The sequence below is a fragment of the uncultured Chryseobacterium sp. genome (assembly GCF_936933875.1).
In the GTDB taxonomy this organism is placed as follows: Bacteria; Bacteroidota; Bacteroidia; order Flavobacteriales; family Weeksellaceae; genus CAKZIK01.
Map to the genome: position 1 here is coordinate 1 of NZ_CAKZIK010000019.1, position 22,869 is coordinate 22,869.

25 protein-coding genes and 1 pseudogene are annotated in these 22,869 nt (G+C 36.8%); 18 read left to right on the forward strand and 8 right to left on the reverse strand.

Translation table 11 applies throughout. From position 1 onward, the window contains the following. The first annotated feature begins 111 nt into the window (after positions 1-111). Complete coding sequence (locus tag Q0252_RS02530; protein ID WP_297983422.1) at positions 112-759, forward strand: SOS response-associated peptidase; 648 nt, start codon at positions 112-114, stop codon at positions 757-759. A gap of 1 nt (position 760) precedes the next feature. On the opposite strand, the gene Q0252_RS02535 is transcribed toward Q0252_RS02530, so the two are convergent. Beyond that, entirely contained in the window at positions 761-982 is a 222-nt protein-coding gene (locus tag Q0252_RS02535) for a hypothetical protein (protein ID WP_297983424.1), read from the reverse strand. A gap of 25 nt (positions 983-1,007) precedes the next feature. Then, positions 1,008-1,598: a ParA family protein gene (locus Q0252_RS02540; RefSeq protein ID WP_297983426.1), complete on the reverse strand. Its 591-nt coding sequence runs from the start codon at positions 1,596-1,598 to the stop codon at positions 1,008-1,010. A 120-nt stretch (positions 1,599-1,718) separates the two neighbouring features. Between Q0252_RS02540 and hsdR the strand changes: the two genes are divergently transcribed. The 11 genes from hsdR to Q0252_RS02595 all read left to right on the forward strand — a co-directional run bounded on the left by hsdR (position 1,719) and on the right by Q0252_RS02595 (position 12,656). Next, on the forward strand, positions 1,719-4,091 hold the full coding sequence (gene hsdR, locus Q0252_RS02545; protein ID WP_194739500.1) for an EcoAI/FtnUII family type I restriction enzme subunit R: 2,373 nt from the start codon (positions 1,719-1,721) through the stop codon (positions 4,089-4,091). 77 nt (positions 4,092-4,168) lie between these two features. Beyond that, entirely contained in the window at positions 4,169-4,504 is a 336-nt protein-coding gene (locus tag Q0252_RS02550) for a hypothetical protein (protein ID WP_297983431.1), read from the forward strand. Further along, entirely contained in the window at positions 4,501-5,055 is a 555-nt protein-coding gene (locus Q0252_RS02555; protein ID WP_194739502.1) for a hypothetical protein, read from the forward strand. Before Q0252_RS02550 ends, Q0252_RS02555 begins: the two co-directional genes overlap by 4 nt. 19 nt (positions 5,056-5,074) lie before the next feature. Then, positions 5,075-6,133 (forward strand): PD-(D/E)XK nuclease family protein, encoded by a 1,059-nt coding sequence (locus Q0252_RS02560; RefSeq protein WP_297983435.1) that lies wholly within the window; start codon positions 5,075-5,077, stop codon positions 6,131-6,133. Beyond that, on the forward strand, positions 6,130-7,578 hold the full coding sequence (locus Q0252_RS02565) for an N-6 DNA methylase (RefSeq protein ID WP_297983438.1): 1,449 nt from the start codon (positions 6,130-6,132) through the stop codon (positions 7,576-7,578). The genes Q0252_RS02560 and Q0252_RS02565 overlap by 4 nt, the downstream gene beginning before the upstream one ends. Further along, positions 7,575-9,041 (forward strand): restriction endonuclease subunit S, encoded by a 1,467-nt coding sequence (locus Q0252_RS02570; RefSeq protein ID WP_297983441.1) that lies wholly within the window; start codon positions 7,575-7,577, stop codon positions 9,039-9,041. The genes Q0252_RS02565 and Q0252_RS02570 overlap by 4 nt, the downstream gene beginning before the upstream one ends. A gap of 7 nt (positions 9,042-9,048) precedes the next feature. Further along, positions 9,049-10,896: an AAA family ATPase gene (locus Q0252_RS02575; RefSeq protein WP_297983443.1), complete on the forward strand. Its 1,848-nt coding sequence runs from the start codon at positions 9,049-9,051 to the stop codon at positions 10,894-10,896. After that, entirely contained in the window at positions 10,897-11,241 is a 345-nt protein-coding gene (locus tag Q0252_RS02580) for a hypothetical protein (RefSeq protein WP_297983446.1), read from the forward strand. 82 nt (positions 11,242-11,323) lie between these two features. Next, complete coding sequence (locus Q0252_RS02585; protein WP_297983449.1) at positions 11,324-11,845, forward strand: hypothetical protein; 522 nt, start codon at positions 11,324-11,326, stop codon at positions 11,843-11,845. Then, positions 11,846-12,235, forward strand: a complete 390-nt coding sequence (locus tag Q0252_RS02590; protein ID WP_095069485.1) for a helix-turn-helix transcriptional regulator — start codon at positions 11,846-11,848, stop codon at positions 12,233-12,235. Further along, positions 12,228-12,656: a hypothetical protein gene (locus tag Q0252_RS02595; protein WP_239284225.1), complete on the forward strand. Its 429-nt coding sequence runs from the start codon at positions 12,228-12,230 to the stop codon at positions 12,654-12,656. Before Q0252_RS02590 ends, Q0252_RS02595 begins: the two co-directional genes overlap by 8 nt. A gap of 125 nt (positions 12,657-12,781) precedes the next feature. Here Q0252_RS02595 and Q0252_RS02600 read toward each other — a convergent pair whose 3' ends face one another. From Q0252_RS02600 to Q0252_RS02620, 5 genes and pseudogenes are all read right to left on the reverse strand, one after another. Beyond that, positions 12,782-13,000: a hypothetical protein gene (locus Q0252_RS02600; RefSeq protein ID WP_185126936.1), complete on the reverse strand. Its 219-nt coding sequence runs from the start codon at positions 12,998-13,000 to the stop codon at positions 12,782-12,784. 178 nt (positions 13,001-13,178) lie between these two features. Continuing rightward, positions 13,179-13,289: pseudogene (locus Q0252_RS02605) on the reverse strand (IS982 family transposase); the annotation flags it as partial. A gap of 265 nt (positions 13,290-13,554) precedes the next feature. After that, complete coding sequence (locus Q0252_RS02610; RefSeq protein WP_367174808.1) at positions 13,555-14,862, reverse strand: deoxyribodipyrimidine photo-lyase; 1,308 nt, start codon at positions 14,860-14,862, stop codon at positions 13,555-13,557. Continuing rightward, complete coding sequence (locus tag Q0252_RS02615; protein ID WP_297983458.1) at positions 14,862-17,246, reverse strand: TonB-dependent receptor; 2,385 nt, start codon at positions 17,244-17,246, stop codon at positions 14,862-14,864. The genes Q0252_RS02610 and Q0252_RS02615 overlap by 1 nt, the downstream gene beginning before the upstream one ends. Positions 17,247-17,250: 4 nt before the next feature. Beyond that, positions 17,251-17,892: a winged helix DNA-binding protein gene (locus Q0252_RS02620; protein WP_297983461.1), complete on the reverse strand. Its 642-nt coding sequence runs from the start codon at positions 17,890-17,892 to the stop codon at positions 17,251-17,253. A gap of 92 nt (positions 17,893-17,984) precedes the next feature. On the opposite strand from Q0252_RS02620, the gene Q0252_RS02625 reads away from it, so the two are divergent. From Q0252_RS02625 to Q0252_RS02650, 6 genes are read left to right on the forward strand one after another with little or no spacing between them, the layout of a single operon-like run. After that, entirely contained in the window at positions 17,985-19,448 is a 1,464-nt protein-coding gene (locus Q0252_RS02625) for an NAD(P)/FAD-dependent oxidoreductase (protein ID WP_297983463.1), read from the forward strand. A 26-nt stretch (positions 19,449-19,474) separates the two neighbouring features. Next, positions 19,475-20,320: a phytoene/squalene synthase family protein gene (locus Q0252_RS02630; protein ID WP_297983465.1), complete on the forward strand. Its 846-nt coding sequence runs from the start codon at positions 19,475-19,477 to the stop codon at positions 20,318-20,320. A 41-nt stretch (positions 20,321-20,361) separates the two neighbouring features. Next, positions 20,362-20,778 (forward strand): hypothetical protein, encoded by a 417-nt coding sequence (locus Q0252_RS02635; RefSeq protein ID WP_297983468.1) that lies wholly within the window; start codon positions 20,362-20,364, stop codon positions 20,776-20,778. Positions 20,779-20,783: 5 nt separating this feature from the next. After that, positions 20,784-21,257, forward strand: a complete 474-nt coding sequence (locus tag Q0252_RS02640; protein ID WP_297983471.1) for a sterol desaturase family protein — start codon at positions 20,784-20,786, stop codon at positions 21,255-21,257. A gap of 4 nt (positions 21,258-21,261) precedes the next feature. Then, positions 21,262-21,990: a lycopene cyclase domain-containing protein gene (locus tag Q0252_RS02645; RefSeq protein WP_297983474.1), complete on the forward strand. Its 729-nt coding sequence runs from the start codon at positions 21,262-21,264 to the stop codon at positions 21,988-21,990. Further along, on the forward strand, positions 21,987-22,469 hold the full coding sequence (locus tag Q0252_RS02650) for an SRPBCC family protein (RefSeq protein WP_297983476.1): 483 nt from the start codon (positions 21,987-21,989) through the stop codon (positions 22,467-22,469). The genes Q0252_RS02645 and Q0252_RS02650 overlap by 4 nt, the downstream gene beginning before the upstream one ends. On the opposite strand, the gene Q0252_RS02655 is transcribed toward Q0252_RS02650, so the two are convergent. After that, positions 22,442-22,660 carry a hypothetical protein gene (locus tag Q0252_RS02655; protein ID WP_297983479.1) on the reverse strand — a complete coding sequence of 73 codons (219 nt, stop codon included), beginning with the start codon at positions 22,658-22,660 and terminating at the stop codon, positions 22,442-22,444. The genes Q0252_RS02650 and Q0252_RS02655 overlap by 28 nt on opposite strands. Positions 22,661-22,869 lie beyond the last annotated feature (209 nt).

Genomic DNA, 22,869 nt, shown 5'->3' on the forward strand with positions numbered 1-22,869 from the left:
TTTATAAGATACAAATTATGCTGTTTTCTAATCCTGTTTTTAAAAATAAATTAAAAAGTGGGTTTTGTTAAGGAACGACTAATTAGTAGTATTGTATGAAAAATTAATACGATGTGCAACTATATTTCACTGCTTTCGGAAGCACAGGAACTTGAAGAATATTTCGGTGCAGAATACGTGGGAGAGCCTTACCATCGGGAATTCCGCATTAATGGCTTTGCCAATCCTAAAGTTCCCGTAATCCTGGACGAAAACACGGATAGGATTATCCCTGCGCAGTGGGGATTTCTTCCGTCCTGGTCTAAAGAAACTAGCTTCGCCAAGAAAACCCTTAATGCCCGCATGGAGGAGGTACACGATAAACCTTCATACAAAAATTCGGTTAACAACCGCTGTTTAATTCTTGTGAATGCCTTCCACGAATGGAAACATCTTGATTCTAAAGGAAAGCAAAAGGACAATTATCTTATTAAAGTTAAAGATCAGCCTCTTTTTGCACTTGGCGGGATTTACAACCTATGGAGAAATCCGGCCAATGATGAAGAAGTAATGACGGTCACCGTGGGAACGACAGATGCCAATCCTTTGATGGCAGAAATCCACAACACCAAAAAGAGAATGCCGATTCTGCTATCAAAATCCAACCAATACCGATGGCTTGATGATGTTCCGGTAGAAGATTTTCTTTTCCCCTATTACAACCCCGAATTGGAAGCAGAAAACTTGACGAATTTGGAGGGCAATCTTACGTTGTTCTAAGTTAGAAATAGGTCTTTTCAATCGCTGAATTAATCAGCTCCTTTAAACTCTTGCCTTGTTCTGCAGAAAGAAGCTTAAGTTGCTTCATGCGTTCTTTGGGAATATGCAAAGAGAACAACACTTCCTCTTTTTTTTCCTTAATGGATACGACTTTTTGCGTCGGTGTTTTTATTTGTGAAGCCTTTGCTTTGCCTATTAACGCTGAAAAATCTTGCTTTGCCATATTTATATAAATATATAATTATATATTATTTTTGAATTGAAAGTGTGAGGATTTCTTTGGTGAGATTATCGATTTGCTTTTGGGCTTTATTATGATCTTCCACACCATTTATTAAAACCGATCTTGAAAATGCAACCAAATCAGAAATCATATTTTTAGAAACTTTTACATCATATTCCTGTAACTGATTTTTTATCTCTTTGGTAAGTGTTGTGTTTGGTTTTACCATATTGAAAACAATAATCGCCTTCTTTTCGTTTCCAGAATCTTTCACAATTTCAACGGTTGATCTTATCGCCAGTAAATCTAAAACTCCAGCTTTGGTTGGGATGATGATGACGTCGGAAAGTTTACATAATTCCGAAAGTTTGTCCGTCAAATAAGGTGGAGTATCAATGAATATAAAATCGTAATCCTCTTTTTGAATTTTCTTTAAATCAAAACCAGAAAAAATCGGAACTTCTGAAAGTTCTTTAATGTTCATTAACGACCCTTGCCTGTCCATATCAACAATACAAACTTTTGCATTTTCTCTTAAGTTTGTAGCCAAATTGAATGTAAGTGTAGATTTGCCAACACCGCCTTTTTGATGGGTAATTAAAATTGTTTTTGCCATTTATATAAATATATAATTATGTAAATATATAAATAAATAATCTATTGCATACATTTATAAACAAAAGTCAATCAAAAGAAAATAAAAATTCTTAAATTTGAAATTCTATCATTTTATTGAATGGATAAAAAATTACTCTCTGAAAGAGATATTTGCACGAAATTCATAACTCCCGCTCTTGAAAATTCAGAGTGGGATAAATTTCGTCAATTCAAAGAGGAAGTTAATTTTACAGATGGTAGAATTATTATTCGTGGAAAGCTTTCTACGAGAGGAAAAAGGAAAAGGGCAGATTACATACTCTATTACAAACCCAATATTCCAATTGGGATTATTGAGGTTAAAGAAAATAACCATTCCGTGGGAGCTGGAATGCAACAAGCTTTAGAGTATGCCGATATTTTGGATTTACCTTTTGTCTTTTCTACGAATGGAGATCGATTTTTATTTCACGATAAAACAAATTCCGAAAATCTTGAAAGTGAAATTGAATTAACTGATTTTCCATCTCCCGAAGTTTTATGGGAAAAATACTTGAAACACAAAGGCATTGCAACTAATGAAGCAAAAAAGGTTGTGGAGCAAGATTATTTCTTTGACGGTTCAGGAAGATCTCCAAGATATTATCAACAAAATGCAGTTAATTTAACGCTTGAAGCCATTGCGAAAGGACAAAATAGAATCCTTTTAGTAATGGCGACAGGAACTGGTAAAACTTATACGGCATTCCAAATTGTTCATCGACTTTGGAAGTCAAAAACGAAGAAGCGAATTTTGTTTTTGGCGGATCGAAATGCTTTGATTGACCAAACTAAACGTGGGGATTTTAAGCACTTCAAAGATAAAATGACGATTGTTCAAAAAAGGCAGGTCGATAAATCTTATGAAGTTTACTTGGCAATTTATCAAGGATTGACCGGAACGGAGGAAGAAAAAAATATTTTTAAGCAGTTTAGCAAAGACTTTTTCGATTTAATTGTGATCGACGAATGTCATCGTGGAAGTGCAAATGAAGATTCTGCTTGGCGTGAAGTTTTAACCTATTTTGAATCCGCCACTCAAATCGGTTTAACTGCGACTCCAAAAGAAACGGACACAATCAGTAATTCTGAATATTTTGGAGAACCAATTTATACTTACACTTTAAAACAAGGTATCGAAGACGGATTTCTTGCACCTTATCAAGTTGTGAGAGTAAGTATTGATGTGGATTTAGAAGGTTATAGACCTGATAAGAATAAGAAAGACAAAGACGGAAATATTGTTGAAGATCGAATCTACAATCGCAAAGATTATGACCGCAATTTGGTTATAGACGAAAGAACACAAATTGTTGCTCAAAAAGTGACAGAGTTTCTTAAAAATTCCGGGCGTTTCCAAAAAACTATCGTCTTTTGCCGCGATGTGGATCATGCGGAAAGAATGCGCTCCGCTTTGGCCAATCTGAATTCGGATTTGGTAGGGCAAAATCATAAATATGTGATGCGGATTACAGGTGACAATGATGAAGGTAAACGCGAACTCGATAATTTTATTGATCCCGAACAGACTTATCCCGTTATTGCCACCACTTCCGAACTGATGACGACCGGAGTTGATGCCCAAACGTGTAAACTGATTGTTTTGGATACGGAAATCGGTTCAATGACGAAGTTTAAACAGATTGTGGGGCGTGGAACAAGAGTGAACGAAGAGTTCGGAAAACTGTATTTTACCATTATGGATTTCCGCAATGCGACGGACAAATTCGCAGATAAAGATTTTGATGGCGATCCGGTGAGGATTAAGGAAATTAAAGGTGATGAACCAATTACAGGCGATAACGATCCTGCTGAAGATGATGAACCTAATGATGTCGAAAAACCCGTTGTAAAAGATCCACCCGAAAATTACGGTAATGATGATCCATTCACAAAGAAAAAAACAAAACTTCAGAAAATCTATATCAACGGTGTGGACGTCACCATCTTAAATTCCCGTGAAATGTATTTCGACAAGGATGGAAAACCTGTCACGATGAGCATGAAAGACTATACCAAGTCGCTGTTAAGTGAAAAGTATGAATCGCTCGACCAATTTCTGAACCTTTGGAAATCAGCCGACCGTAAGGAAGCTCTCATTGAGGAACTGAATGAGCAGGGAATTCCCGTTGAAGAACTGCTGAAAGCCGTAAACCGCGAATGCGATCTGTTCGATATTATTTGCCACGTTGCCTTCGACCAAAAGCCGTTGACACGGAAAGAACGAGCCAACAATGTGAAGAAGCGCAACTATTTTACAAAATACGGCGAAAAAGCAAGAGCAGTGATTGAAGCACTTATCGAAAAATACGCCGATGAAGGTATCGAAAATATTGAAAGTATGGAAGTGCTGAAACTGAATCCGCTTTCAGATTTTGGTTCGCCACTCGAAATTGTAAAATCTTTTGGTGGGAAAGATCAGTATCTGCAGGCTGTGCGTGAACTGGAAGATGAAATTTATTCGTTTGCGTAAATATGTGTTCGGTCTCAGATAAAATTGTCTTGTGCACCTGCAAAGTTTCAAATGTTGAAAATTTGAAGCATTATTGGATGCTGTTCCGGTATAATCCCGAAAAAGGAGAAATAATTGTGGGACAGCCTATTTCTTGGGAAACGCTCCTTCAAATTAACAATCCCGATAATCCCAAGATACTTTTGAAGAAGCTTAACGAACAGAATATTTTTGACAAACCACTTGAGTTTTTTGAAAAGGACAGATTGCTGATTTCGGTTCAGTTTAGAGAGAATGAGTGCCGGACTGACTACGGTTTTGAGTATAAAAAAGGCAAATGGAAAATTAAGGAATTTGATTATTTCGGATGGATGGCAGAACATTATGAGTTTAAAGAAGGAAAAATAGAAAACGCTGTAGCAAGAGGAAAATGATTGATATAAAAAATGCTGCAAAAAGTTACATCGAAAATCTTACAGCAACATTAGAAAGGGTTGCCAAATATTCAGAAGGCATATCTTTTCAAAAAATAAAGTTAGACTTCGTTGACTACCAAGAATCTCATTTAAAAATATTGGATAAAAGCAACGGTATTTATATGATTGCCTTATCTGAAAATTGCAGTATAAAACCTGAAAAAATTTGCAGCAAGGTAAATTCGTTTAAGAAAAATAAAAGGAAATACAAATTTCCAAAAGTTAATGAGAAAAATTGTGTAGGTGAAAACAGAATTCTTTACATAGGTAAATCCAAAGGGAATATGAAGAAAAGGATTGAGGCTCATCTAGGTCTTGCAAACCCTTCAACTTATGCCTTACAGTTGAAATTTTGGGGAGAAGACAATTATCTGAAAGATGCGAAACTTGAAATTCATTACGCGTTTGTAGAGATGCCCGATGAAGACATTGAAACCGATATACTGGAAATTCTCGAAACCGCCTTACACAAAAATTATAAACCAATGCTCGGAAGAAGCGGGCATTAAATATGTTTAAACTCAGAAAATGAAAGTAGCAGAAAAATCATCTTTACATTTTATTAAATATGAAAAAATGCTTCTCAATTTTAGAAAAATAAATAAAATTGAAGTAAATGCACCAACCTATATGGAAATTGCAGGCTACCCACATTTTGAAAATGTTAGTAGCAATATCCTGAGTTTTTTCCTGAATACAAATCAAAAACATAAGCTAAATGATTTGGTTCTAAAATCTCTTTTGCAATGCATTGAAGGATTTGATGAAACAGCCTATCAGTTAAAAACTAATAATATCTATAGGGAATATGGTATCAGCAACTTAAAGCGTATTGATATTCTTGTCGAATGCCCTGAGATGTGCGTTAGTATTGAAAATAAAATATTTCATTGGTTACACAACGATTTAGAAATTTACGAAGCTGATATTAATAGAAAATTCTTTGGTAACAAAACTTTTCATGTTGTTTTGTCATTAAAGAAAGAAAACGTTATAGGAAGTTTCGTAAGTATAACCTATGAAGAATTTTTTGAAAAAGTTAAAAGTAACTTAGGTCAATACATCTTAAAAGGAGAAAGCAACTATCTTGCTTTTTTACTGGATTACATGAAAACTATTGAAAATCATTTCAAAATGGAAGAGATCAACAAAGAGATGTTTGCTTTTCTAATGGACAATTCAGAAACTATAACTGAACTACAAAACGAGAAAGTGAAACTGGAAAACAGCCTCTATAGAACTGTAAACCAATTAAGTCAAAGAATTAATTTTGAAGATGCATTGGTTAAAGTTTGGCGATATGAACGTTATGTAATTGTTTATGATTTCCTTATAGAAGATTCAAAGATTGCCGTTGATATTAACGTCGATTATGATAAACTAACTGTAGATATTTTTGAAAGAGGGAGAAGCAGCAATAACGAAGTCTTAAGTAAGACACAGCTTATCAAAAATTACAGTTTTGCAAGGAATCATCGTGGTTATGTCCTTTTAAATGAAAGTAAAAACTTTTTTGATTTAAATTTAGATGAAGTTGCAGTTGCAGAAACAATACATAACTATCTAACTCAAATAAAAATCTCATGAGCATATCCGGAGTTTTAGAATCCATCCGAAAAATAATGTGGCAGGACAGCGGTCTGAACGGCGACGCACAGCGGCTGGAACAATTGGGCTGGATGCTTTTCCTGAAAGTATTCTGCGACAAAGATCAGGAACTGGAACTGATGCAGGAAAATTACGAATCGCCCATTCCTGCCGAATTCCGCTGGGAAAACTGGGCAGCAGATGATGAAGGTTTAACAGGTGACGAACTGCTTGAATTTATCGACCGAAAACTCTTTCCTGCACTGCGCGACATCGACTTAAGCACCGGAAATCAGCGTGCCGTGATTGTGCATGAGGTTTTTGCCGGCAACAACAACTATATGAAAAGCGGCATCAACATCCGCAAAGTGCTGAACAAACTCAACGAGATCGACTTCAACTCGTCTAAAGACCGCCACGATTTTGGCGATGTGTACGAAACTTTACTCAAGGACCTGCAGAGCGCCGGAAAATCGGGAGAATTTTATACCCCGAGAGCCATCACGCAGTTCATCACGAAAATGATCGATCCCAAACTCGGTGAAAAAGTGCTGGATCCGGCTTGCGGAACCGGCGGCTATCTTACCGGCGTTATCGAACATCTTTCGGCACAGGTTAAAAGTGTGGAAGACCATAAAATTTTGCAGGAAAGCATCAAAGGGTGGGAATACAAACCGTTGCCGTATCTTTTGGCAACCACCAATCTCATTCTTCACGATATTGAAGTTCCCGATATTACTTACCGCGATTCTCTCGATCAGCCTTTATCACAATACCGCGAAATAGACCGTGTGGATATTATTGAAGCCAATCCGCCATTTGGAGGCATTGTGGCGAACAGCAACGAAAACAATTTTCCGCAGAGTTACCGCACTAAGGAATCTGCAGATCTGTTTCTGATTCTGATGATTCATTTGCTGAAAGTGGGTGGAAGAGCCGGAATTGTTTTGCCCGACGGTTCACTTACCGGAGACGGCGTGAAAATGCGGGTGCGCGAAAAACTGTTGAAAGACTGCCGCCTTCATACCATTATCCGTTTGCCGAACTCGGTCTTTCAGCCGTATGCAACGGTAGCGACCAATCTTCTGTTTTTCGAAAAACTGCATCACAACAACGAAACCGCAGGTTTTGCCACGCAGGAAGTCTGGTATTACGAACACCGCTTACCGGAAGGACAAAAATCTTACAGCAAAACCAAACCCATCCGAGAAGAAGAATTTGAGCCGATAAAACTGTGGTGGAACAACCGCACCGAAAGTGACATCTGCTGGAAAGTTGATATTGAAACTTTGAAAGCCCGCAATTTTGATTTGGACATTAAAAACCCGAACAAAACCGAGGAAACTATAGAACATACTTCTGCTGAACTGATGCAGAAACTGTCGGATTCTTTCCATAAATCTGAAGATTTGCTGGCGAAACTTAAAATGGCTACAGCAGAATGAGTAGAGGCAGAAAAATCACAATTAATTCTGAAATAGATAAATCGCAAAAACTGTTTTTTGAAAATGTAGGTTTTTATATGTCGATTATCAATAAAGAACTTGGAAAAAAGTATTCTCCCGAACCATTAGCAAATTTCATAAAGATTGCAGGTGGATTCGCATTTAAAACCTCTTCTTATAAAAAAAGCGGAATTCCTATCATAAGGATTTCTGATTTTAACAACGAAAGAATTGATTTGTCTTCCTGTGTTTTTTATGATGAAGATGCATCTCTACAAAAATTTTTACTAGAAGAAGGAGATATCATTATTTGCTTGACAGGTGGAACTATTGCAAAACTTGGAATTGTTCAAGGCGGTCTTGGGAAGATTTATTTAAATCAGCGTGTCGGAAAGTTTGAAGTTCTTGATGAAAATATTTTTGAGAAAGAATATGTTTACTGGCTTGCAAAAAGTGTTGCCAATACAATAAAAAACTTGGCTTGGGGTGCTGCAATTCCCAATGTAAGTCCAAAACAGATTGAAAAAATTAAAGTTTCTATTCCTCCGAAAGACATTCAGATTGGGATTATTTCTTTTCTGAACGATTTGAAAAATGAAGATTTTAAGAGGGAATTTTATTTTGACCCTGAAATCGAAAAGCATATTTTAGATTTACACGAAAGTTCTAAAACTACCAATATTCTCTCCTATGAACTCACGCACCAACTATCCCTGATTTCCCAACTTAGGCAAGCTTTTCTTCGCGAGGCAATGCAGGGCACTTTGGTAAGCAACGAAACATCCGACGGCAAAACCGGTGCAGATTTACTGGCGGAAATAAAAGCCGAGAAAGAACAACTTCTCAAAGACAAAAAAATAAAAAAAGGGAAACAGCTTCCGCCAATTTCCGAGGGAGAAATTCCATTTGATATACCGGAAGAATTGTCTTTTATTCGCCTTGGGGAAATTTTTAAGGTTGAAAAGGGTAAAATTGGCATTCAAAAAGCAGAGAAATCTGGAAGTATTCCACTTGTTGTGACTAGTGAAGAAAGACAATCTCACAATGAAATTCATTTTGACGGACCTAGTGTAATAATTCCTTTAGTTTCGAGCACAGGGCATGGACATGCCAGTATGAAACGAATTCATTATCAGGAAGGCTCGTTTGCAGTTGGAAATATTTTGGGCTGTATTCAAACATACCTTCCTGCATTTTTTAATATGAAATTTTTGTTTCATTATCTAGATACTTATAAACAAACATTCTTTGTTGAAAAAATGAAGGGAGCAGCAAATGTTTCTTTAAAACTTTCATCCATTGAAGAAACGCCGATTCCTTTGATCAGAAAAGAGATTCAAGATAAATATGAAGAACTTATTTTGCATTTAGAAAATCTCGAAGCCTCGGTAAAAGAAAGCCAAAACTATAATGCCCAACTGCTGCAACAGGTGTTGAGAGAAGCGCTGGAAGGGAAAAATTGATTTGTTTATGTATACAAAAAGTTTAATATTAGGCAACTTCACCGATTATTATACCGATAAGTTTGGCGTCATTCAACCACTTGAATCATTAGATGAAGTCAACGATATTAATATTTTCATAGGAACAAATAATAGTGGGAAAAGCCGTTTTATGCGTAAACTCATAAAAATGAGCGATTTTCTTTTTCTAAATGATTGTTTATATCAAAAATCACAAGATGAGTTAAGAAATTACAATTCTTACAGAAGTCAAGAAATTAAACTACCGAAATCACCAGACTTTAAACATTTATTTGATTTTATAAGAAGCAACCACAATCTTTTTCGATCAATTTCATATCAAAATTTAGTAACCACCATTAGCTCGCCACAAAAAATTTACATTCCCACATTTCGTATTGCCCACAGTTTATTTACTCATAAACAGGATGAGAAAGGCTCTACTATCAGCAGAAAAATAGAAGAGGATATTTTGAAAAATACAGTTGTGCAATATTATTCGGACTTATCAGAACATAACGCACCATATGTGGATATCTTCACTGGAATGCATTTACATAAAGATATCCTAAATACTAGAAATGCAAAGCGGGAACGCAGAATAATGTTTCAGGAATTTGAGAATTTCATCAGTGAAAATTTCTTTAGTGGAAAGACTGTAGATATCATAGCAGAATTTGATAAAGATAGAAGTCAGCAGGGAGATAACACGCAGGAAATCATTAGTATTCATATAGAAGGTGAAAAGGAATCACGCGACCTTTATGAGCTTGGAGATGGCATACAGGCGTTGATTATATTATTGTACAAAATATTTATGGCAGAAGAGAATACTTTCGTATTTATTGATGAACCTGAGATTAACCTTCATCCGGGGATGCAAAGACTCTTTTTGAATCAAATCATAAATAACCCGGTTTTAAAGCAAAAAAACCTACGTTATTTTATTAGTACACACTCAAACCACTTTTTGGACCTTACCCTTGAATATGATAAAGTTTCAATCTATTCTTTTTCCTCACGAGTTGAGGAAGATCAAACCAAAAAATTAATTGTCCGCAATGTTAATCGTGGCGACAATAAATTGTTGAAAGATCTTGGTGTAAATAATTCCTCCGTTTTTATGGCGAACTGCAGTATATGGGTTGAGGGCATTTCAGACAGAAACTACATAAAAGCTTTTCTAAAATCATATTGTAATTATTTTGGAGAACAATATCCAAGAGAGGACATTGATTTTGTTTTTTTTGAGTATGCTGGAAGTAATGTGGATCATTACTTTTTTACCGATAATGTAGATGAAGAAAAGCAAAGAGATCTTATGGCTACTGATATTAAAGCTCTCGCTCTTTCCAACCGTATTTTCTTGTTAGCAGATAGCGATGATGCGCAAGTAGGATCGGCAAAACATCGTAGGTTAAAACAACTATTAGATGCGGAGTCAGATAATTTTATTCCTACAATTCTACATAGATATCGCGAAATAGAAAACCTCTTGACCACAGAAGTTTGGAAAATTACTTTGATACGTTTCTGTAATAAAAAAATTGTAGAAAAACTTGGGAAAGATGTTGTGCAACAAAAAATTGATGAAGCTCTAGATAAAATAGATGTGAAGACATATCGGAAAAAATACATTGGAGAAATGCTTAATGATTTACGTGATATTATTGGAAAGGATAGAAAAACTTTCATTTTAAATGAATCTGAATATGAAAAGTCCGGCACTTTAAAAAATAAAAGGTCTTTAAGTGAATTTCTACTTAGTGAAAATATTTCTTGGGAAGTATATCGCCAAAACAGCGATATCGTAAAACTTACTGAAGATATTTACAAGTTTATAACCGCCAAATAAATGAAGTACCAACTTAAAAAGGAGAATTCTAACGTTCCCTCCGAAAAACTCTGGCTAAAAATCTGCGGTAGTCTTGTAGATAAGACAGAAATATTTTCACTTACAGGAAAAATTTATCACCTCATGGATGTTTCTTATGATGAGATTATTTATTCGTCTCCTACAAGAAATAACGGCGAGCCTGAAAGGATTTTGAGAGAAGATTGTATAACATTTCTAGAAATATTGAAGCAGCAGGATACTTTCAGTACCGCTTCAATAAGAGAACTGTTGCCAAGTGCAATTTATAGAAAAAGGTCGCCGCTTTTTGCTTTCTTAATTGCAGCAGGATTAATGTCAGAATAACCTATTTCTTGTTTTGAATTTTATTGCTATTTTTGTTCATAAATTAACATATATGTTAATTTTTTTTGTTTTTTAAATTTATATGAGTAACTTTGCACTAGAAATTTTTGATGACGAAAGTCCAAAATGTCAGTTTTACACAGTAAAACTGGATGGTGAAGAACTCTCAGAAACCGATAAATTTTTTGAGAAACATTATGAAACAGATAGGTTAAAACCATACGTTCAGCAATTATCGGTATTTATTTCAGATACCATTGGAACAAAAAGAGGAGCGATCAATGATTTTTTTAGGGAAGAACGAAAAGCTCAGGCGTTGCCACCGCCTGCAAAAATTGAAATTGAGGAAGTAGATTTTGGAGAAGATTTCCCGCTACGTTTGTATTGTATGCGCCTATCATCTTCCTGTGTTATATTGTTTAACGGCGGCGAAAAAACAAGTTGGGCGGCTCAGGATGGAGAAACGAAAGTAGCTTTCAGAGAGGCAAATCACTACGCTGATAAAATACAGATGGCCTTAAATAACGGAGATATTAAACTCTGCGCAAAAAAGAGAGAAATTCTTGATACAACTACAGAAAAACCTTACACCGAATTATTCTAAATGAAAAGCAAAATTTTTAAAAAGATTTTAGACGAAACACCATTGGAAACTAAAATCTTTGTGGAAAAATATTCCGATCTAATTATCCGGATCAATCAGATTCTTAGAGATAAGGGAATTTCTCAAAAAGAACTTGCTGAAGGAATGGATAAAAAACCTGCGGAAATCAGCCGATGGCTTAGCGGAAATCAAAACATTACCCTAAAAAGCATTGCCAAACTGGAAGCAGAATTGGGAGAGCCTATTATTGAAATTCCGGTGAAGCGTTTTTCTGCGTGCTTTAAAGACGAATGGGAAAAACTTGAAGTAAGTTTCACCGTTGAACGACGTAAAGAAACTTATTCTAAAGATACACAATGGTTAAATGAGGAAAAAGTAAGATATGCCTAACCCTTTTGATGCTGAAAAATTGGCTTTAGAGTCGTTTAAAATTATCAGCGAAAATATTTTTGTACCCGAATTTTTTGATGAAAGTCTAATTAAAGAATTTGGTTCTACAAACCAGCTCAGTATTTCTTTCAATCTGGAGCAGAAGTTGATCAGGGCGGAATTTGATTTTGAAATTTTAACCAAATCTGAATCTTCAGAAGAAGCCAAAGCCAATTACAAATTTGTTCTTATCTACAGTTGTTCAAATCTGGAGGAACTTGCGCACGCTGATGGGGAGGAGCTTAAGGTGAATTCACAGTTAGGTTTTGCAATCTCTGCCATTTCCTATTCAACCATTAGAGGAATATTACTGATAAAACTTAGCGAGACGGTATTTCAGGATTTTATTTTGCCAATTATAAAACCTAATCTCCCAAATTAGTTCATACAAAAAGAGCAGCCTCGCTGCTCTCTTACTTGCTGTTTTACTTCTTCCTTTTCCATGGCGCATTTTTCTTCCAGTCTCCCGCTATAATGCAGCCAAAAGAGAGTACTTCATCAAGGATTTCACCAAGACCGTATTCTTCTATTTGGCAACGTGCGGAAGAGGCATTTTTGTAGGCAGCTCGGCAATTCCGAAACGTCGATTTCGTTCGAGAATAATCGTACGTCCAAACCTTCGGCTTCTTCGTGGAAAAAGTCTTCAATCGCGCGTTTTAAGATTACGATATCTGACTGCAGATGCTTTTCCAGTTCTTCTGCCGGATCGTAGCCGTTTTCTACCATTGTTTCTAAAACTTCGTATCTGTTCTACTCAAAAAAAGATTTTGCCTTATCCTGAAAAGCTTTATTCAGTGCTCCTTCCGACCAGTAAAAGCACCGCCAAAAGCGATGCCCTTGAAAACTATATTTCGTCGGCCAACCTATGCCTGGCAGGTTGCTCCTCAGCTGAGCCTGATTCCGTTCTAAATAACTGTAGTTCAGAGTTAATAGACATATATTCTGCGGTGAGGTTGAGTGCCACAAGTTCCAAATCAGACATTTTTGGAAGCCTAATTTGCTTACTTGCAGTAATATATTTACAGGTGTGTGTCAATTCTTTTAAAATAATTTTGTAGTTTTGAATAAGATTGTTCACATATTTAATGAGTTGGTAATCAATTAAATATACGGTTTTTTTAATCAAATGGACAATCTTTTTTCTTTTTTAATTCCTAAATGCACAACAGCTTTATAATTATAAATTATGTACTACTTTAGTACACCTCAATACTCTAAAACTATCATTAATAAAAGAAATTGCACTTTTTGTATCGGAAAGTAGACATTGAGAATCCTTATTATTTAGACTTCATGGCATTTCCATAAACTTCCAGGGCTCTGTTTCTTGCAAAAGTATGGTCAACCATTGGTTTCGCATAACGGTTAGTGTTCAGTTCGGGAATCCATTTTTTGGTGTAGGTGAAGTTGGGATCAAATTTTTTCTGCTGTTCCATAGGATTAAAAATCCTGAAATAGGGTGCCGCATCACAACCACTTCCTGCGCTCCATTGCCAATTTCCGTTATTGGCAGAAAGGTCGAAATCCATTAATTTTTGGGCAAAATAAGCCTCACCAATTCGCCAGTCAATCAGCAAGTGCTTGGTAAGGAAACTCGCGCAAACCATTCTTACTCTGTTATGCATAAATCCGGTGGCGTTCAGTTCGCGCATTCCTGCATCTACCATTGGAAATCCGGTGTTTCCGGTTTTCCATTTTTCAAAATCGTCTTCGTTGTTCAGCCATTTTATTTCGTCGTATTGTGCCTTGAAAGCACTATTTACAACGCGCGGAAAATGATACAGAATCTGCATAAAAAATTCGCGCCAAATGAGTTCCTTCAAATACACAGCATCGGGCAGAGCAACGGCTTTAGCAACTAATTTGCGAACAGAAACCGTCCCAAAACGAAGATGAACGCCCATTTTTGAAGTTTCCAAAAACGGAAAGTTTCTCGTTTCGCCGTAATGTTCTAAAATTTTACTATCCACTTCAGGAGCAGAAAAGGTATAATCAGTTTTTTGGAACCCTAATGCTTCAATACTAATTTTATCCTGCTGAAAACCAACAAGTTGTTCCAAATAATTTTCGGAGGGAAATGACTTAATTTGTTCGGTGGTAAAACGCAATAGCCACTGTTTGGAATAAGGCGTGTAAACCGTGTAAGGCGTTCCGTCGGCTTTCAGAATTTCATCTTTTTGAAAAATCACTTGGTCTTTACAACTGTAGAACTTAATGCCTTTCTCTTTCAAAAATTGCCTGATTTCTTCATCTCTCTTTATCGCATAAGGTTCGTAGTCTTCGTTGCAATAAAAACTTTCAACAGCATATTCATACACCAATTCTTTAAATATTTCCAATGGTATGCCAAACAATATTTTGATGGATTTTCCCTGTTTTGAAAGATATTCATTTAAAAGTTGCAATGCCTGAACAATAAAGTCCAAACGCTTATCGCTCTTGTCTTCAAGTTGGTTCAGGATTTCCGTATCAAAAATAAAGATAGGCAAAACTTTTGAACCCCTTTTCAAAGCCTCAAAGAGACCGTGGTTGTCTTTCAGGCGCAAATCTCTGCGGAACCAAAAAATATTGATTTTTTCTGTCATCATTAAAATTCAAAAATAAATCCGAAATAGGGAAGTGGCGTGTTTCGGTCTGCTTTTCCGGTATCCAAAAAGTAATACTGCTCGTTCTGCGGTGCAGTTGGATTGGCAATAATTCCATTGTCGTTGTTGTCACGCTCAAGGTTAACGACCGGTAAATTGCTCGGATTTTGGGAACCATACACATTTACCACATCAATATACGTTGTGAACTGCCATTTTTTGAACACCCATTTCTTTTCAGCTCTCAGGTCGAGTTGGTGCGCAACATTTCCCCTTAAAGTATTCAGTTGAGAAAAATCCTGAACCGGACCGTTCGAAACGTTCCAAATAGTTACCAAAGCACTTCTGCTTAAATCGTAAGGTGTTTCCGGAAGTCCGCTCTGCATTCTGAACCTTGCACCAAGATTCCAATTTCGTTTAAAAAATTTACCGGTGGTGAAAGTCAGAATATGTTTTGAATCCCAACTCGACGGCAAAAGGTTTCCGTTAACGTCAGAAAATTTAGAAAAGCCATACGTGTACGCCAAAATGCCGTAGAAATTATTGAGCGTTCTTTTCTGTGCCAAAAATTCGATGCCGTAAGTTTCCCCAAAACCTCGTGAATCCAAAGGTTCATTGCCTACAACTCCAAAATCGGCACCCATATTGGCGAGCGAAATTTGGTTGCGCAGCGAAAAGGGATAATTGCGGTATTTTTTATAGTAACCTTCCAAGGTCAAACGGAGATTATTTTTACCGTTGAATTCCAAACCTCCCACATAATGATGGTTTTTTATGTATTTCAAGGTTTTTTGGTTTACCAAAACATTATTCAGATTGAAACCGAGCCCGGTATAAGCCGGAAGTTGGTAATAAATTCCGCTGTTCACATTAAAAGACCATCGCGGTGCAAAACGGTAACTCAACGAAATACGTGGTGAAAACTGTTTGAGTGGATTTTGCGTCGCCTCAGAAAAGTTACTGCCGTCAATTCGTGCTCCCACAGAAATCTGCAACAGATTGTCTGCCAATTTTTTGGAAGCCTGCACATACATTCCGTATTGCAGAATACTAAGTTCAGCATCTACCACATCAAAGTTCACAGCATTCTGTGTAACCTGCTTTATCGTGGAATTATTGGTATATTTTGCAAAATTGACATTGGTTCCTGCACTGAACTGATAATCGTTGAATTTAAAATTCCGGTCTATTCGGAATTTATTTTCTGCTTCGCGGGATTCATAATTATAGAGCAGATTTTCGGGCGTTGGTCTATTTCGGTAATACTTTGTCGCCCTGTTGTCGAGCATATTTCTACTGTAAGTAAATAGCCAATTGCCGTTTGGTGCCAAATGCCGGTAACCTGCACCAACAGTGTAATTCCATTGTGGCGAATTTGGAAGTCGGTCTATCAAAGTAAGGTTGTAAAGCGTTTTTTTGGCATCAAAATTAAATTTGAAATCATCTTTTGCACCTAAACCTATGAAATACAGCTCGTCGCCGGATTTGTATTTTTTTGAAACTTTAAAAGTGCCGTCATAATAACTCGGCAGAAATGGAAGACCTATCGCTTTGAAAAGAATCTGAAGATTGGATTTTCTCACAGAAAAAAGTCCGCTCCAACTTTGGTCTTTAGAAAGTGGACCGTCCATCATCATCTGCATATCGTCTAAGCCCAAAATAACTTTGTAGCCCAATTTGTCTTTCCTTGCCTGTTTCAGGCTAAATTCAAAAAGTGAGGAAAGCACACCGTTTCGGTTTGCAGGAAAAGCACCGCTGTAAAAATCAACATCTTTTATAAAATCTACCGTAATAATTCCGCGTGGACCACCACTTGCTCCCTGTGTCTGAAAATGGTTGATTACGGGAACTTCAATACCATCAATGTAAAATTTATTTTCAGCAGAACTGCCACCACGAATAAAAAGATCGTTCCGGAAAGTGGCAGTGCTTCCAACGCCCGGAAAACTTAGAATAGCTTTGGAAACATCCCTGTTTGAACCTGCATTTTTCTGCACCTCCTCGCTCGAAATATTTCTGAGGGAAACAGGACTTTCCGCCGTGGTTTTGTAGATTTTTTTGGTTAAAACTACTTCTTCAATATTTTTCGCAGACTGATTTAGTCCAATGCTAAAAGTAAGATTTTGGTTCGGAACAACATTAATTTCTTTGAGGAATCCCGTGTCATAACCGGTAGCCGAAATTTCAAAAGTGTAAGTTCCGGAAGGAATATCGGAGATTCTTACATTGCCGTTTCCTGTAAATTCAGCATCTGAATTTTCTAATATTACCCTTGCCACAACTGGTTTTTTGGAAAATTCATCAAATACGGAGATGTTAACAGAACCAACCTGTGCCTTTACCATGAAAGAAAAGATGAAACAAATAAACAGCAGTAGATTTTTCATACAATTATTTTCGGGTAAGTTTTACAATATCTGTAATGTTTCTGTCCTTGTGTTCGTGGTAAATGGTAAAGTGGAAATCGTTCAGTTTTTTTAAAGAGATCAAAAGCGTTGCTTTTTCCTCATCCGTTAAATCTGCCGAAAGAATTTTAGCAACAGTCGTTACTTCCTGCGTAGAATTTTTAAACAGTTCCATTCCCGCTTCTGTAATTTTCACGCGTTTTGTGCGTTTGTCTTTTGCATCGTCGTATTCCTCTACCAAACCGTTTTTAATAAGTCTCTTAATGATTTCGATGCCGGTTTGTTTTTCGTGACCGTTTTTTTCCACGAGTTGCATTTTCGTAAGGGAATCGTAATCGGCAAGGCGGTAAAGATAGGTGAATTCCTCATTGGCCAACTGCGGAAAATTTGCCAAACCTTTCCTAATCATCTGTTTGGCGAAACGGTTCAGTAACAAAATCTGTTTGCAGATTTCATTTTCCAGATCATTAACCTGCAAATCGTGCTTTTCAAAAAGATGGCGAGGATTTTCTTTTTCATAAGCTTTTTTATTCAGCCAAATTCTAAAATCTTCCATCGAACCAGATTTGCTTTCATTGCTGAAAATTTCTAATTCGGAAATCATATTTTTAAGTAAAGTAAAATCCATCTGGAAATTTTGTAAAACAAATTTAGTAAAATATTTTTTACATTTTAAAAAAATAGTATAACTTTGGACTACATTAATTTTCGCCTTTTACTATGAAAAGTGTAATTATTATTGGCTCCGGTTTTTCTTCAATCGCTTCAGCTTGTTATCTAGCCAAAGCGGGGCACAAAGTGACTGTTTTGGAGAAAAATGAGCAGTTGGGTGGTAGAGCCTCGCTTTGGGAAAAAGACGGCTTCCGATTCGATATGGGACCGAGTTGGTATTGGATGCCCGATATATTTGAGAGATTTTTTAACGATTTTGGTAAAAAAGTGTCGGATTATTATCAACTTGAAAAGTTGGCGCCGGCTTACCGAGTTTTTTTTGGTAAAGACGATTACATTGATGTGGAAGATACGCCCGAAAAAATTGTCGAAACATTTGAAAACATTGAAAAGGGCAGTGGAAAACATCTTAAAAAATTCCTGAATCAATCACGGGAAAATTACAGAATCGCTATGCAGGATTTGGTCTATAATCCCGGACTTTCCCTGTTGGAATTGGTGTCGCCGGAAACAGCGATGCGACTTCATCTTTTTGTGAAAAATATTTCTCAGCAGGTGCGCAAAGACATCAAAAATCCTAAATTAAGGAGTATTTTGGAATTTCCGGTCTTGTTTCTCGGGGCAAAACCTAATGAAACACCTGCTTTCTACAATTTTATGAACCACGCCGATTTTGGTTTGGGAACGTGGTATCCGAAAGGTGGATTCAATGCGGTTGCCAAAGGAATGGTAGCATTGGCAAAAGAACTCGGTGTTGAATTTTTAACCAATGAAGCCGTAACTTCTTTTGAATATGAAAATAACCAAATCGAAATCGTAAAGACTGAAAAAAACCTTTACAAAGCTGATGTAGTGGTTTCCGGAGCAGACTATGCGCACACAGAAAAACTGTTGAATGGTCATAAAAATTATTCTGAGGAGTATTGGATGAAGAAGACTTTCGCGCCGTCCTCACTTCTTTACTATGTCGCTTTCGACCGAAAAGTCAAAAATCTTCTGCACCACAATCTCTTTTTTGATACGGATTTTGAAGCACACGCTCAAGAAATTTACGACACCAAAGTGTTCCCGAAAAAACCATTGTTCTATGCCAATTTTTCCAGCAAGACAGATGATTCACTTTGTCCGGACGGCAAAGAAATCGGTTTTTTCCTGATTCCTGTAGCGGTAGATTTGGAAGACAATGCAGAAATTCACGAAAAATATTTTGAACTCATTATGGAGCGCATCGAAAAATGCACGGGAGAAAACTTACGCGATGCGGTGCTGTTCAAAAGGTCTTTCGGCGTGAACGATTTTAAGGAACGCTACAATTCCTGCCGTGGAAATGCTTACGGTTTGGCGAATACTTTGTTGCAGACCTCTATTTTAAGACCGTCCATCAAGAACAAAAAAATTAAAAACTTTTTCTACACCGGTCAGTTAACGGTTCCGGGACCCGGCGTTCCGCCCGCAATTATCTCGGGAAAAGTTGTTACGGATTACATCCTCAAAACACAGATTCTATCATAAATAAAATCCAAATCACAAAATTTAGTATGAACAATCTGCATTTATATAACGACATTTCAGGATTGGCTTCCAAGATGGTCACCGAAAAATACAGCACTTCTTTTTCGCGTGCTTCCACGTTGTTTAAGCCGGAGATTCGTCAGCACATCTACAATATCTACGGTTTTGTAAGGTTGGCCGATGAAATTGTGGATACCTTTCACGGTTTTGATAAAGCCCAACTTTTGCAGGAATTTGAGGATAGTTACCGAAAAGCGCTTCAGCACGGTATTTCGCTTAATCCTATTTTGCAGTCGTTCTGCAGTACCCAAAAACAAATGGGAATTACTCAGGAACTTGTGGATGCTTTTCTGCATTCGATGCGGATGGACCTTGGAGAAATTCAGGATTTTAATGATGAAAAATATCAGGAATATATCTACGGAAGTGCAGAAGTGGTAGGTTTAATGTGTCTTAAGGTTTTTGTAAAAGGCAACACGGCGGAGTATGATCAACTGAAACCTTATGCGCAAAGTTTGGGCGCCGCTTTTCAGAAAATCAATTTTTTACGCGATATTTCGGCGGATTATAATGATTTGGGTCGGATGTATTTTCCTGGCGTTAATTTTAAAAGTTTTTCCAGGGAAGACAAGTGCCAGATCGAAAAGGACATCGCCCAAGATTTTGAACACGCACTTATTGGTATTAAGATGCTTCCCATTTCCTCCAAACTGGCTGTTTTTATGGCGTATAAATATTACACCAATCTGTTTAAAAAAATTAAAAAATGCAAACCGGAAGTTCTTTTACAGAAAAGAATCCGGGTGTCCAACGCAAGAAAAATTTATCTTTTCGGCGAAATGATGATTAACCAAAAGTTTAATTTGTTATGATACGCCGCACACTGTTATTATCTTTTTTATTGATGGGAGTAATGTCTTTTTCACAGAATTTTAAAGAATTCCGCGCCTTGATGAAAACCGGCGAAAGTTCGGAAACTTCAGCAAAATTACTGATCAAAAGATCGGCAGAGGAGTTGCAGGCTCAGAAAAAACCTGTGTATGAAGCATTTTTGGCAGTGGGAAATTTTTTTATGGCAAAACACGCCATTAACCCATTGAAAAAAATGTCCTATTTTAAGCAGGGAAAAAAAATGTTGGAAGATGCGGTACGGAAAGATCCCAAAAATCTTGAAATCAGACTGATGCGTTTAATCTCGCAGGAGAAAACCCCAAAAATGTTGGGATACAACCAAAATATTACTGAAGACCGCAATTTTCTGGAAAAAGAATATCTAAACACGAATGATGAGGATTTAAAAATCTACATCAAAAAATATTTAAAACTTTAAGCACAATGCAAATTCTGTTGTATATATTGCTCACCATCAGCGTTTTCGTGATGATGGAAGGCGTAACCTGGCTGACGCATAAATTTGTGATGCACGGTTTTGGGTGGTATTTTCACGAAGACCATCATCAACCCGGATATCCGCACGTCTTCGAAAAAAATGATTTCTTTTTTGTGGTTTTTGCCATTCCGAGTATAGCGCTTTTTTATTTCGGAACTTTGGGCGGAATTAACTGGATGTTTTTCGTGGGACTCGGAATTTTGTGCTACGGAATCTGTTATTTTCTGGTTCATGATGTGTTGATTCACCGCCGTTTTAAGTGGTTTGACAATACGAATAACTGGTATTTGAGAGGGCTGAGAAAGGCCCACAAAATGCACCACAAACACCTCGGAAAAGAACACGGCGAATGTTTCGGAATGCTGTTTGTGCCGTTGAAATATTTCCGTGAAGCAAGGGCATCACTTCAAAATTCTTAAATTTTTGGAAAAGTATTATTACCTTTTTCTGAACATCGCAAGTTTTGCAGTGCCGTTCCTTTTCAGTTTTGAAAGGCGGTGGATGCACTTCATCCGTTTCTGGAAACCGTATTTTTTGTCCATCATCATTACCGGGCTGTTTTTCATTTTGTGGGATATTTATTTCGCCTACGAGAATGTTTGGGGTTTTAATGAAAAATATCTTGTCGGTATCAACTGGTTTAAGCTTCCGATAGAAGAATGGATGTTTTTTTTGCTCATTCCTTATTCCAGCAATTTTATTCATTACTCGATGGAATATTTTTTTCCGAAATTTCAATTGTCCGAAAAAGTATCAAGATTGATGGTTATTATTATGATGTTGGTAGGACTTACAGTTACCATTTTCAACTATGACAAGACTTATACGGTAGTAAACTTTGGTGTTTATACCATTTTGATGCTCCTTCAATTAGTTTTTAAATGGCCTTATATCAGAAGATTTTTATTAAGTTTCATCCTCATTTATATTCCGTTTTATTTTGTGAATTCTGCGCTTACCGGTTCCTATTCCGAAGAACCTGTGGTTTTTTACGATAACGCTGAAAATCTTGGTATCCGCATCGGAACAATGCCGTTGGAAGACAGTTTCTACTGTTTTTCGATGCTGTATGGAAGTGTGGTTTTGTTTGAATATTTCCGACGTAAATGGAATTATTGCCTGAGTATGAATGTTAAAAATTGTAGAGAATGAAAATTAATATCGTAAAACAGTCGGGAATCTATACACTTACTTCGGAGCAGATCATCAATGCTTCGATGGATGAAGTCTGGGATTTTTTTACGCTTCCCAAAAATCTGGATAAAATTACACCCGGAGAAATGAAATTCTCCATCACCAACCAACCCGGCGAAAAAACCTATGCCGGACAAATCATAACCTATAAAATCGGCATTTTACCGTTTATAAACAGCAACTGGATTACCGAAATTACGCATCTTGAAGAAGAGAAATTTTTCGTTGACGAACAGCGTTTCGGTCCCTATGCCATGTGGCACCACGAACATCGTTTCGAGAAAACCTCCGATGGAAAAGTAAAAATGACCGATATTGTGAACTACAAACTTCCGCTGGGAATTTTGGGTAGATTAATGATGGGGAAGATAATATCCAAAAGAGTACTGAATATTTTTACACACCGTTTTCAGATAATAAATGATATTTTTCGGTAATTGAATAACTGTTGCAGCTGGAATGATTTGTTCATCAGGAATCCGTTGCAGTACATCTTTTGCGGCTTTGGATTGATGGAGGTATCCGTCAGTATTCCCTGTCTTTTAATAGTAAACAACATTGTTTCATCTGCCTCATCAGTTGGATGCAGAATAGGAACACCTTCTAAAACTTCTGTAATGGGTTGCATAAAGCTGTAGAATTTTCCACAATACAATCCGCGTGTGCTCTGGAGTAATATACTGTTTTTCTTTTACTTCTATAACTTTTGGTGAGCGAGTGTTTAATGGTGATCTATTTTAAATAGTATAAAAATTGACTGCTGTTTAACCGAAATAGCCCATTACTTGCCGATTTAACATTTTTTTTCTTGCAATTCCTTTGATAGTGCAGTTGTTG